The following is a 12,420-nucleotide window of genomic DNA, read 5'->3' on the forward strand; positions in this document are numbered from 1 at the left end:
CGATCCCTAAGAATTAGCGTATTGGTGTTTAGAAGAGGGAGAGTATGTCTATGTTCCCTCTTCTAATGCCTTTCTCTATCTGCAGTATCCATAATAATAGTTACAGGGCCATCATTAACCAGGCTGATTTTCATATCGGCACCAAAAATCCCCGTTTCGATAGTTGTTTGGGTTAATATAGTAAGCTCTGCTACCATTTTTTCATACAATGGAATCGCCTTATCGGGTCTGGCAGCTTTAATGAAGCTTGGCCGGTTTCCTTTTTTTGTTTGGGCTAATAGCGTGAATTGAGAAACTAATAGAATATTGCCGTTTATATCTGAAATTGATTTATTCATTAATCCGTTTTCATCTCCGAATACACGCATATTGGCAATTTTAGCTGCTAACCATTTTAAATCTTCTTCGGTATCTTCTTCAGAAATGCCTAATAGTATTAAAAAACCGTTTTCAATAGCTCCGGTTATTTTTCCTTCAACTTTGCAGGAAGCTTCAGAAACACGTTGTATAACTGCTCTCATAGTTTTAGTTCATGAGTTGGATAGTATCAAGTATTTAGTATCAGGTATGTAGACAGATGGTTATTCGTTAGTGCTTGGATTTTTATCAAAGAGTTTTCCAATGAACGATTTCATCCCGTTATTCACCATGGACCATTAATCTAACGGACTTTCGACTTTTCTTAATTCCTCGTCTCGTTGCCGTTATAGATGCTTAAATAACTGTCATACCTTGAAGGCTCTATTTCTCCGTCTTCAAGGGCTTTCAAAACCGCACAGCCAGGTTCGTTAATGTGTACACAATTGTTGAATTTGCAATCGTGCATACGCTCGCGGAACTCGGGGAAATAATGTGCCAGTTGCTTTTTATCGATGTCAAAGACTCCCAGTTCTCTGATGCCGGGTGTATCAATTAATTTGCCACCAAAAGGTAAATCATACATCTCTGCGAAAGTGGTTGTATGTTTTCCACTGTCGCTCCAGTCAGAAATCTCTCCGGTTTTAATTTCAAGATTGGGAATAAGTTTGTTGATTAAACTTGACTTTCCAACACCGGAATGACCAGAGAATAACGTGGTTTTATCTTTGAGAAGATCTTCTATGAGATCTATATTGGTTCCATCGTTTGCAGAAACAGTGTAACATGGATAGCCAATGTCTTCGTAGATGGACATAAAATCTTCCAGAATATCCAGACCTTCTTCGCTAAATAGATCTAATTTATTGAAGATAAGCGTTGCAGGAATATGATAAGCTTCTGCTGTTACTAAAAAACGATCTATAAAGCCTAAAGAAGTTCTTGGGGAAGCCAAAGTAACTATCAAAAATGCCTGATCCATGTTGGCAGCAATAATATGTGCCTGTTTGGAAAGGTTAATGGATTTTCTGATGATATAGTTTTTACGAGGCTCGATTTTACTGATCACACCTGTCTCCTGATCAGGCTCCAATTCGAAAGTCACAATATCACCAACGGCTACCGGATTGGTACTTACGATTCCTTTGATTCTTAGTTTTCCTTTGATTCTACATTCATAGCGTTCGCCGTTTTCAGCGATTACGCTATACCAGCTTCCGGTTGATTTTGTGACTAATCCCTGCATTGTGGGTAAAGATACTGAAAAAGTAAAATGAGGTATTTAAAACTTTATGCTATAATTATACATTCTTAAAAAAGATCTGAATGCTTGCCTGCTCTAATCAGAGAATAAGTTTTGTGGTTTTGTTTCCATATCGGCAACCAATCAGGTTGAGTGTGACATTCCTATAGGCCTTTAAAATAGATGAGATTTGTATTTGGGAGGAAGCTTTTCTTCTCTTCTAAGGAACTTTAGAGTGTCTTCAGGTAAATTAGTTGTGCTATTGTTGTAATAGTAGGGCAAGATTTTCTTACCATTCTTTATACCCGATTTTTTTTCTTTCCTGTGGAGGTTGCTCTTTCCTTTCTGTTAACTCATCCAAGTATTGAAATACTAATTCTATGTTTTTGTCCTGATTATCCTGTCTTTTGTTTTGTAAAGAAATGATGTTTTTGATCTGTTCAATTTCAAGCTTGAGCTCTATATTGTTGTTTAGCATTTCTCGCATTTTAACAAAAACGTCTATGATTTTAATACTCATATTAATAGCCTGCTCACTTCTTAACACATTAGAAAGCATGAGTAGACCATGTTCTGTAAAGGCAAATGGGAGGTACTTTGAATGACTGCCATGTTTTAAGGTCGCAAAATGCGACCTTAAAACATTATTATACTCTTCTCTTGTAAGCTCCATCATAAAATGAGGGGGGAAGCGATTAATGTTTCTGCGCACCTGTTCTTTTAATCGTTTGGTTTCTACTCCGTAAAGTTCTGCTAAATCTGTATCCAGCATTATCTTTTGTCCTCTTATATAATATATTTTATTAAGGATAATATCTTCTGTGATAATGACTTCTTGCTTGTTTGTTGTAGATTTAGCCATATGCGATTTTGTGATTCGGTTAGATTAAGGTTAATCTAAAAAAAGAATTAAAAACAAGAGCTATTTGTTGTATAATAATTTGATGATGAAGGATTATAGTCAACCAGATAAGTTTCTTTGTCTCCTTAAAAACGATAAAATTCAAAAATGTTTGCTTTTGGCAAAATGAAATCTTAGATTTGGCGCATAAAATAGAAATGTTACTTAACTAAGCAATGAGAAGATTTATTACAGGCACAATCATTACCACAACCATTACGCTTAATGCATAGAGGAAGGTAGTCTTTGGCTTGAAATAAATTAAAAATATATAGAGCGCCTTCCCTGAAACCGGAGGCGCTTTTTTTATGATTAGTTCTGGTCGCATTAAAAAGCGTAATAATAAAGATGAAAGTTTTAAAATTCGGAGGTACATCAGTAGGATCGGTAGAAGCTTTGCAAGCGTTAACCGGTGTTGTAAAATCTAATCTGGAGCAGGGAGAGCGTATTATTGTCGTGGTTTCTGCAATGGGTGGTCTAACGAACCTCTTGATTAAAACGGCGGAAGATGCGGTAAAAGGGATAGATTTCTCCAGATCTTTAATGGCTATAGAGGCAAGGCATTTTGAGGTAGTAAAGTCTTTAATTCCTATTCAACAGCAAAATAAGGTTTTCACAACGTTGAAGATCTATTTTCAGGAGCTGGAAGATCTAATGCAGGGCGTAACTGCATTGAAAGAATTAAGTCCGAAAACCAAAGATGCCATATTGAGTTATGGTGAGAGATGCTCTGCATTTATGTTGAGCAGAATTTTACGTACGCTTCATGAGAATACCGAATTTCTGGATGCAACTCAGTTAATAAAAACTGATAGTTCTTTTGGAAATGCGCATGTAGACTTCGATCAGACAAATCTGCTTATTCAGGATTATTTTAACAATCATCGGGACGAATTGACGATAGTTACTGGTTTTATTGCCAGCGACAATCAAAATAGAACAACGACTTTGGGCCGTGGCGGTAGCGACTATACTGCTGCAATTATTGGTGCGGCATTAAATGCCAACCAAATTGAAATATGGACTGATGTTAACGGTATGATGACTGCGGATCCGAGAAGGGTGAAAAAGGCATTTTCTTTAGACGAGCTTTCTTATACTGAGGCAATGGAGCTTTCTTTCTTCGGAGCGAAAGTGATTTATCCGCCAACGATGGTTCCTGCTTTTTTGAAGAAGATTCCAATTGTCATTAAAAATACTTTTAATCCGCATTTCGAAGGAACTTTTATCCGTCATGATAATAAGCCTTCTAATACTGTTATCAGAGGTATTTCTTCCGTAGACTATGTAAGTATTCTGAATGTTCAGGGGAGTGGAATGGTTGGAAAAGCGGGTTTTAGCGGAAGATTGTTTTCTTTGTTGTCCCGCGAGCAGGTGAACGTTATTTTAATAACTCAATCTTCATCAGAGCATTCTATTACTTTTGCTGTTGCACCAGAGGATGCCATTCTTGCCAAATCATTGATAGAACAGGAGTTTGAACTGGAATTGGCAGCTAGTAAGCTGGAGCCTATACGCATAGAAAATGATTTATCTATTCTGGCAATCGTAGGAGAGAATATGAAACAAACTCCGGGGATTTCCGGAAAGCTGTTTTCCTCTTTGGGCAGAAATGGGGTTAATGTAGTTGCCATTGCGCAGGGATCTTCAGAATATAATATCTCAGTAATCATTAATCATGATCATTTATCAAAAGCATTAAATGCAGTCCATGATGCGTTTTTTGCTGAACTGCAAAAGACTTTACATGTTTTCGTGGTAGGGGTTGGAAATATCGGCAAAGAGTTATTGACTCAAATCAAAAATCACCATGCTTCTTTGGTGAAGGATAACCTGATCAATATCAAGATTATTGGTTTAAGTAATTCCAGAAAAATGTTTGTTGATGCAGATGGAATAGATTTGGAAAACTGGGAGAATATTCTGAATGAAAAAGGAGAGCAAGCTAGTTTGGAAGGCTTTGTAAACCAAATGAAATCTTTGGATTTACCAAATTGTGTCTTTGTAGATAATACGGCAACTCCGGCTCCTTCACAGTTTTATAAAGAGATATTCGAATCTAATATTTCGGTAGTAACTTGTAATAAGATTGCCAATTCTGGTGCGTACAAACAGTTTGAATTGCTGAAAACAACGGCACAAAAACATGGTGTAGATTTCTTCTACGAAACTAATGTTGGTGCGGGGCTTCCAATTATCAAAACTTTAAACGATTTGATAATTAGTGGCGATAAAATTCTAAAAATCGAAGCTATACTTTCAGGAACGATTTCATTCATCTTCAATAACTTCAAAGGAGATGTTACTTTCTATGATATTGTAAAACAAGCGCAGGAAAAAGGTTATACAGAACCAGATCCTCGTGATGATTTAGGTGGAATTGATTTTATGCGTAAGATGCTGATTCTGGCAAGAAATAGTGGTTTGGCTTTAGAGTCATCGGATGTTGAATTGGGAGCTATTTTACCAGAAAATTGTGCAAAAGCACCAAGTGTAGATGCTTTTTACGAGGAGCTGAAAGTGTCTAATGATTATTTTGAGAAATTGAAAAATGATGCAGCCGCAGAAGGTAAAGTGCTGAGATATATCGGTAAACTGGAAGACGGTAAAGTGAGCATCAATCTGCAAGCAGTGGGATCGGAACATCCGTTCTACTCGCTATCTGGTAGTGATAATATTATCGCTTTTACAACAGAGAGATATTGCGAAACGCAAATGGTTGTTAAAGGCCCTGGAGCCGGTGCTGCAGTTACAGCTGCGGGCGTATTTGCTGATTTGGTAAAAGTTGGAGCGGAATAATATGAGCAAGAGATCTATTAGAGTTTTTTCACCGGCAACTGTTGCCAATGTGGTGTGCGGATTTGACATCCTTGGTTTTGCAGTAAACGAACCGGGTGATGAACTATATATGGAATTGTGTGATGAACCTGGTGTTGTAATCGCATCAATTGAGGGAGATGAAGGTAAACTGCCTTTAGACCCAGATAAAAATACAGTTAGCGCCTGTGTAAAAAGTATTTTAAGGCATTTAGGCAAGGAAGATTTAGGGGTAAAGTTAAAGCTAACCAAGAAGATGCCTTTGGGAAGTGGACTGGGTTCAAGTTCGGCAAGTGCCGTGGCGGGTATTTTTGCTATTAACGAATTGTTGGGACGTCCGCTAACTAAACACGAATTACTTCCGTTTGCGATGGAAGGCGAAGCTTTGGCTTGCGGTCACGGACATGCAGATAATGTAGCACCTGCTTTGTTTGGTGGTTTTACATTGATTAAAAGCTACGAGCCTTTAGAGGTTATCCAATTGCCTGTACCGGATTTGTATTGTGCGTTATTATATCCGCATGTGGATGTTCCTACGCGTGACGCCAGACAGATTATCCGTTCTAAAGTCGCATTAAAAGATGCGGTTGTACAATGGGGGAATATTGCAGGGCTGGTAAGTGCTTTATATCAACATGATTATGATCTGTTGGGCAGATCAATGAAAGATGTAATTGTAGAACCGGTTAGATCGATCTTAATTCCTGAGTTTGACAGTATGAAACAACAAGCTTTAGCAAATGGCGCTTTAGGTTTTGGCATTTCAGGGTCAGGACCAACTGTTTTTTCTTTGTACAGAAATAAAGAAGATGCAGAGAAAGTCTTAAATCAATTGAAAGCGTTCTTAAAGGAAAAGGGAATCGAAAGCAATATTTATCTATCGAAAGTAAACAGCGAAGGACCGGTTGTGTTGGAATAGTTAAGAGTAGCAAGTATTTAGTATCAGGCAGATGGTCTGGAAGCAAGGAAAATAAAATTTAGTATTTTTGTTTTTAGCAGAATTATGAAAGCCAAAGAGGAAATATTATATGTGTTAAGAGCAAACAAAGCAAAATTGACTCGCCTTGGTGTTAAGGCTGTTGGTTTGTTTGGTTCTTATCTCTATGGTGAACAGTCTAAAGATAGTGATATTGATTTGCTAATTGATTTTGAACCTGATCAGGAGAATTTCGATAATTATATGGCAGTTTATGACCTTTTTGAAACAGTGTTTAAAGGTAATAAAATTGATGTCGTTACGAAAAATGGTCTAAGCCCTTATATTGGTCAAAAAATTTTAAATGACGTTTTGTATGCTTAAAGATCCAAAAGAATTTTTAAAGCATATTCGAGATGAATCTCTTTATGTAATTTCGGTAACAAGAGATTTAAGTTTTGATGCTTTTTTAGAGGACGAAACATTGAAAAGAGCTATAGTAAGGAGTTTAGAAATTATAGGTGAAGCCAGTAAGAAAATTCCATCAGACTTTAAATTGCAATTTGATGCTATTGAATGGAAAAATATGGCAGGCATGAGGGATAGGTTAATACACAACTATTTCGGAATAAATTATACTATTGTTTGGGATGTGGTGAAAAATAAAATTCCGGAACTGAATAAACAAATTGCTAGTATTCTGTAAAATTGCCTCTTTATAACGAGGATTTAATAAAAATATATCGTTCTAGCCAATTTTACTCGTTTTAAACGAGGGCTATAATAAAAATTAAAGAACAAAGAGTAAAGAGAGATTGAGTTATGGCCTTAGCTACATTCTCATATCTCACATCTCAATACTTATATCTCAAATAAAAATGAAACTATACAGTACCAAAAACCATAACTTATCAGTAGATTTTGAAACAGCGGTTTTCAATAGCTTGCCAGCGGATAAAGGTTTATATATGCCTACTTTTTTACCTCAGTTAGATGCAGAAATTATAGCTAATTGGGATAAGAAATCATTGCAGGAAATTGCGTTTGATTTAGCTTACGAATTATTAAAAGATGATATTTCTGCTGAAGATCTGAAAGCAATAATAGATGAAGCTGCAAATTTCGAAGCTCCATTAGTTCCTTTGGATAAAGATGTTTTTGTGCTGGAATTGTTCCATGGCCCGTCTTTAGCTTTTAAAGATTTTGGAGCAAGATTTATGAGCCGGATTATGGCTCATTTCCTGAAACAGGAACAAAAGGAAATTCGTATTCTGGTTGCTACTTCCGGAGATACAGGAGGTGCTGTTGCTTTGGGCTTCCTGAATGTTCCGGGAATTAAAGTGACTATCCTTTATCCTAAGGGGAAAGTAAGTTTGATCCAGGAGTTGCAGTTAACTACCAACGGAAATAATATTGAAGCACTGGAAGTAGATGGAACTTTTGATGATTGTCAGGCTCTGGTTAAACAAGCCTTTCTTGATAGAGAACTGAACGAAAAATACAATCTGACTTCTGCAAACTCGATTAATATCAGCAGATTAATTCCGCAGATGTTTTATTACGCAAACAGCTATGCTCGTTTAAAAAATGAGTTTAAAGACGTAACCTTTGTTACGCCTAGCGGAAACTTTGGTAACATTGCTGCCGGAATGATTGCTCATAAAATGGGAATGCCTGTAAAGCGTTTTATCGCAGCTACAAACAGCAACGATATCGTTCCTCAGTATTTAGTAACAGGCGTTTATACTGCCCGCCCGAGTGTTCAGACATTAGCAAATGCAATGGACGTAGGCGATCCGAGTAACTTTGTACGTATCCTTGATTTGTATGGAAACGATAAAGTTGAACTGGAAAAAGAGTTTTCATCTATAGCTTTTGATGATTTGCAAATAAAGCAGGCTATCGTTAAAGTATATCAGGAAAAGGGTTACATCATGTGTCCTCATACAGCCACTGCTTATTTAGCTATAGAGGCTGATAAAGCTGCCGGCAATCAAACTGAGGGTAATGCGTACGTGATGCTGTCTACAGCGCATCCTTGTAAATTTCCTGATGTTTTTGAGGAATTGAATATCCAGTACGAAATACCTTCTTCTGTAGATGAATTATACCATAAAGAACGTCAGCAGAAACCAATGACTAAGAGATTCGAAGATTTTAAAGCTTATTTGTTGGGAGAGGTTTGAGTTGTAGGTGTTAAGTTGTAAGTATTAAGTTTTAGGTTACAGCAAAAATCCCTTAAAGTATGAATTGCTTTAAGGGATTTTTACTTTTAGTGATAGCTATTTAGGTTTTAATAACCAGAAGAAAACACCTGTATAGATATCAGTCTAAAACTTAAACTATTTTATAACTTTTTTATCTCTTATCGTGCCATCATCGTTGACAGAAAGTTTACAACGTATAGCGCTTTCATTTAGTCTAACATCATAGCTGGTATAGCCTTTTTCTTTCTTCACCATTATTCTGGATTCATCTACAGGTACCGCGCCGATTAATTCGGCAATTACTGTTTTTACCATTTCCGGAAGGTCCACATAGTTTACCGCTCTGGCTTCTTCTTTAGCAAGCACTTCGCCTTTTTGATTAATCTTAGTTGTAGTCACCAGAAACTCATTTATATTTTTATATGAGGTTGATTGCATGATATACACATCGTTTTCGACTGATAATCGATCCAATAATCCGCCAGCAGCTGTTTTTATTATTGTTTCTGCTACGCTAGCTGGTGGGTCGATTCCAATAAAATTTCGGATGCATGATTCTCCGTTTTCTATAGGCGTACGTTTACCTCCAAAAGCCATATAGCCATCCATCTTTTTGTCAATTTTTGAGCCGACCATTATTCTACGCTGAGGGCCAAGTGTAATGGTTCCATCTTCAAACACTATTTCCGGCTCTAGCAGATAAGCACCTTGCTTTGCAGGAGCTTTAAAATTCATCTTTATCGTTTCAGATGCATACTTAGGTATGCTTAATTTTGTTTGTTGATTGCTGATTTCTTTGCCATCCAACGATTTAATTTTCAGGTTGATCTGTACATCGATATCTTTCCCGTAATCGTTCCATGCCACGACATCTTTTATATAGTTCGTACCTGGCTTGTAAATTGTTTTTTGAGCATACCATTCCCTGCATTGCAGCATGTCGACCGAAACGCCAATAGGTTCATTTAACCTGATCAGAGACAGGTTCATATTAGGTTGTGCTACCAGAGAATCGGCTATATTACCCAATAGAAAGTTTTGTCCGTTGATCCAGCCACTTAAAAGGGCAAATGGCGCCCATGCCTGCAGACGGTTCTTACGGTGGTAAGTTCCTATATCGGCATGCAAATCTGCGAGTAACTGCCCTATGATATGTTTGTCGAAATAAAACACGCCCCAACCACTAGCTGTTCTGCTTGTTTTATAATTCTCCCGTGGCTCCAAGAGTCCAAATTCATTCGTCCACAAACGACATGATTCCAGTATGGTTGACGGCCGGTCGGTCGCTTGTTCAAAATAAGGCGCCGGAACTACCTGTTCTGAATAATCATATATATGCTTAGCATAAAAATCATCTTCTGACCAAAGACGGGTAGGATCATATTTTCGAAGTTCGGATTTAAGTTTTTCAAGTCTTACATGACCCTCATTTTCCTGATCCCAGGCTACTATAGACGGATGGTTGACATTTTGCTTTATCCAGCGTTTAAACTCTGTTTCAACGTCTTCAAGATCTTTTCCTACAGGCTCATCATCATGCATATAGCGCCATTCGTCCTGTAACATGATGCCTTCCTGATCGGCGATCTCGTACCACTTACTATAGGCATGCCCTAAGTGAATACGCAGGTAGTTGAAGTTATATTTTTGAATAGCTGTACGTAAAAAATTTCGAATCCATGCTTCATCAAACATCACATCCTGCCAACGGTTTAATGCTCTTACGAAGGCTATGTTTTCAGCCCGGAACATTACCTTTTCTCCATTCAGTAGCACATCTTTACCTTTAACCTCTATGTTTCGATAACCAAACATCGCACTTTTGTCTGAAAGGATATTTCCCTGTTTGTCTGCGATCGTCACATTCATTCGATAGAGTTTAGGCGTTCCTTCTTTGCCGGCACTCCAATACTGCAGTTTGCCGGAAGGCAGATCCAACGATGTAGACTGATTACTATTTTTTTCACTATTGCAGTTTGCAGTTTGCTGGCTAATAATCCGGTCTCCATCAAAGATAGATGCGGTTACAATTAAATCTGTATTTGCATTGCCGTTATTTGCAATTTCTATAGCACACTGCGTAGATTTATTCTTGATGTCGGGCAGCGTTTTGATATGTTTTATGGTGATCGCGTTGCTCAGTTCGATGGAAACATCATCCCATATTCCTGGAGCTCTTGTATTACGCCACCATTCCGAACTGTTTTCTTTGGAAGGAGAGGAAGCCGTGTTCCAGCTTCCTACACGAACGACTAATTCATTGTGTCCGTTGTAATTAATAGCTTTACTGATATCAAATTCGGCATGCGAATAGGTACAATGGTTATCGAATCCTATTTCTTTGCCGTTTAGAAATACGAGGGCATTATACTTCGCTCGGATTTTAAGCAATGCGGATGGATAGCTCTCCTCATTCACATCAAATCCAAAACGATACCATACGTAGTTGTAACCCACATTATCTGTCACATCGTTGCCATGTAAGCCATCGGCAACCAAAGGTTTGGACATAGTTAATATTCCCGGAACCGGAACTTTGGAGCGGTAAGCATCTGGTTGTTTATCCGTCAATGCTACATCCCATATTCCGTTTAAGGAGATGGTTTTGTTTGTTCGGCTATATTTAACTTCTTTACCATTTACCGTCACCTGTTGTAACGATACCTCACGGGCATTGTTTATTTCATGACTGACCGGAGTTTTTGTTATTCTTACATTTTTTAAGGCTACATTAGTAATGGGCATATCTTTAAAGCCATTGACTTCAATCCCACTGCGGGAAGCATATGCACAGTTTATATTTTCTATGGTGAAATTATTAAAGCGTGTAGCATAATTCTCTTTACTTTCGGACTTATAATCGGGATCGAACCGGATAGCTGTCCCCACGGAATCCATGTTTACATTGCGTATCCAAGTATTCTCCATATATCCGCCCCGGTCCAGATTGGACTTAAAGTAAATCGCATTACTGGCTTTTGGGATCTTTATGTTTTCGATAAATACATTACGTACGCCCCCGGAAATTTCACTGCCAATACATACGCCACTTGCCAGACTTTCGAAAGTAGAATTGCGTACGATTATATTTTCGGTAGGCTGACCAATTCTCCATCCATCCTGATCACGCCCTGATTTGATCGCTATTCCATCATCTCCGGTACGGAAGTGACAATTTTCGACTAATGCATTGGTTGTCGATTCTGGATCAAAGCCATCACTGTTCGCATTAAAGCTATCTATAGAAACATTGCGAACAGTCACATTATTACATCCGATGGGGTGTATAACCCAGAATGTAGCATCGATAATTCTAACGCCTTCAATAAGTATATTTCTACAATTCAAAGGTTCTATAAAAGCAGGGCGAAGCTTGTGCTTCTCGCCAAATAAACGGTTGTATACAGGAGCTCCCTCGCGTCCCATTTTGCGAATGAGTGCCTGATCTTTTTTCTGTTCAGGTTTCCAGTTAGCGATATTTTTAGAACCCTGGCCATTCAATATACCTTTACCCGTGATTGCTATGTTCTCGACCTGATAGGCATATATCAGCGGAGAGTAATTAAACACTTCGGTTCCTTCCCATCGGGTCAGCACAGCGGGTAGATAGTCTTTTTCATCGTGACTGAATATCAATTCAGCACCTTCTGACAGATATAAATTAACATTGCTCTTAAATATAATTGGTCCTTTAATAAAATATTTTCCTGGAGGGACGGTGACTTGTCCTCCACCTTCGTCGCTGCATTTAGTAATTGCTGTGTTGATAGCCGGTCGGGAGTCTTTTACTGCTCCTTTCTGCGCCCCAAAGTGAAGAATATTATAATTTCTATTGGCAAATGTTGGCGCTTTTATATTTTTTTCAATCTCCTTCACGTAATCCCACCCGGTTTGGGTAAATCCGGCGATGGGAATAGCCAATAGCATAATAAAAAGGAGAAATAAATTTTTTAGCTTCATCATATTCATAATGTTTTGT

General features: G+C 38.0%; 10 protein-coding genes. 5 read left to right on the top strand and 5 right to left on the bottom strand.

Annotation, left to right across the window (positions count from 1 at the left end):
* Positions 1 to 62: 62 nt before the first annotated feature.
* From dtd to PEDSA_RS17070, 4 genes are all read right to left on the bottom strand, one after another.
* Positions 63 to 521, bottom strand: coding sequence for a D-aminoacyl-tRNA deacylase (gene dtd, locus PEDSA_RS17060; RefSeq protein ID WP_013634411.1), 459 nt, complete (start codon positions 519 to 521; stop codon positions 63 to 65).
* A gap of 161 nt (positions 522 to 682) precedes the next feature.
* Complete coding sequence (gene rsgA, locus PEDSA_RS17065; RefSeq protein WP_013634412.1) at positions 683 to 1,603, bottom strand: ribosome small subunit-dependent GTPase A; 921 nt, start codon at positions 1,601 to 1,603, stop codon at positions 683 to 685.
* A gap of 65 nt (positions 1,604 to 1,668) precedes the next feature.
* Positions 1,669 to 1,740: a hypothetical protein gene (locus PEDSA_RS20610; protein ID WP_148233642.1), complete on the bottom strand. Its 72-nt coding sequence runs from the start codon at positions 1,738 to 1,740 to the stop codon at positions 1,669 to 1,671.
* 149 nt (positions 1,741 to 1,889) lie between these two features.
* Positions 1,890 to 2,462, bottom strand: a complete 573-nt coding sequence (locus PEDSA_RS17070; RefSeq protein ID WP_013634413.1) for an ORF6N domain-containing protein — start codon at positions 2,460 to 2,462, stop codon at positions 1,890 to 1,892.
* A 387-nt stretch (positions 2,463 to 2,849) separates the two neighbouring features.
* On the opposite strand from PEDSA_RS17070, the gene thrA reads away from it, so the two are divergent.
* From thrA to thrC, 5 genes are all read left to right on the top strand, one after another.
* Complete coding sequence (gene thrA, locus PEDSA_RS17075; RefSeq protein ID WP_013634414.1) at positions 2,850 to 5,300, top strand: bifunctional aspartate kinase/homoserine dehydrogenase I; 2,451 nt, start codon at positions 2,850 to 2,852, stop codon at positions 5,298 to 5,300.
* A gap of 1 nt (position 5,301) precedes the next feature.
* Entirely contained in the window at positions 5,302 to 6,237 is a 936-nt protein-coding gene (locus PEDSA_RS17080) for a homoserine kinase (RefSeq protein WP_013634415.1), read from the top strand.
* Positions 6,238 to 6,321: 84 nt separating this feature from the next.
* Positions 6,322 to 6,618, top strand: coding sequence for a nucleotidyltransferase family protein (locus tag PEDSA_RS17085; protein WP_013634416.1), 297 nt, complete (start codon positions 6,322 to 6,324; stop codon positions 6,616 to 6,618).
* Positions 6,611 to 6,940 carry a HepT-like ribonuclease domain-containing protein gene (locus PEDSA_RS17090; protein WP_013634417.1) on the top strand — a complete coding sequence of 110 codons (330 nt, stop codon included), beginning with the start codon at positions 6,611 to 6,613 and terminating at the stop codon, positions 6,938 to 6,940. The genes PEDSA_RS17085 and PEDSA_RS17090 overlap by 8 nt, the downstream gene beginning before the upstream one ends.
* Before the next feature lie 172 nt (positions 6,941 to 7,112).
* Positions 7,113 to 8,420, top strand: a complete 1,308-nt coding sequence (gene thrC / locus PEDSA_RS17095) for a threonine synthase (RefSeq protein ID WP_013634418.1) — start codon at positions 7,113 to 7,115, stop codon at positions 8,418 to 8,420.
* Between the two features lie 156 nt (positions 8,421 to 8,576).
* Here thrC and PEDSA_RS17100 read toward each other — a convergent pair whose 3' ends face one another.
* Positions 8,577 to 12,404 carry a glycosyl hydrolase family 28 protein gene (locus PEDSA_RS17100; protein WP_218916221.1) on the bottom strand — a complete coding sequence of 1,276 codons (3,828 nt, stop codon included), beginning with the start codon at positions 12,402 to 12,404 and terminating at the stop codon, positions 8,577 to 8,579.
* Positions 12,405 to 12,420 lie beyond the last annotated feature (16 nt).

Source organism: Pseudopedobacter saltans DSM 12145 (genome assembly GCF_000190735.1).
In the GTDB taxonomy this organism is placed as follows: Bacteria; Bacteroidota; Bacteroidia; order Sphingobacteriales; family Sphingobacteriaceae; genus Pseudopedobacter; species Pseudopedobacter saltans.

What these genes read in the sequence shown, in the direction of transcription:
- thrC (WP_013634418.1), top strand. Translation starts at nt 7,113, where the DNA reads ATGAAACTATACAGTACCAAAAACCATAACTTATCAGTAGATTTTGAA.
- thrA (WP_013634414.1), top strand. Translation starts at nt 2,850, where the DNA reads ATGAAAGTTTTAAAATTCGGAGGTACATCAGTAGGATCGGTAGAAGCT.
- rsgA (WP_013634412.1), bottom strand. Translation starts at nt 1,603, where the DNA reads ATGCAGGGATTAGTCACAAAATCAACCGGAAGCTGGTATAGCGTAATC.
- dtd (WP_013634411.1), bottom strand. Translation starts at nt 521, where the DNA reads ATGAGAGCAGTTATACAACGTGTTTCTGAAGCTTCCTGCAAAGTTGAA.
- PEDSA_RS17100 (WP_218916221.1), bottom strand. Translation starts at nt 12,404, where the DNA reads ATGATGAAGCTAAAAAATTTATTTCTCCTTTTTATTATGCTATTGGCT.
- PEDSA_RS17080 (WP_013634415.1), top strand. Translation starts at nt 5,302, where the DNA reads ATGAGCAAGAGATCTATTAGAGTTTTTTCACCGGCAACTGTTGCCAAT.
- PEDSA_RS17085 (WP_013634416.1), top strand. Translation starts at nt 6,322, where the DNA reads ATGAAAGCCAAAGAGGAAATATTATATGTGTTAAGAGCAAACAAAGCA.
- PEDSA_RS17070 (WP_013634413.1), bottom strand. Translation starts at nt 2,462, where the DNA reads ATGGCTAAATCTACAACAAACAAGCAAGAAGTCATTATCACAGAAGAT.
- PEDSA_RS17090 (WP_013634417.1), top strand. Translation starts at nt 6,611, where the DNA reads ATGCTTAAAGATCCAAAAGAATTTTTAAAGCATATTCGAGATGAATCT.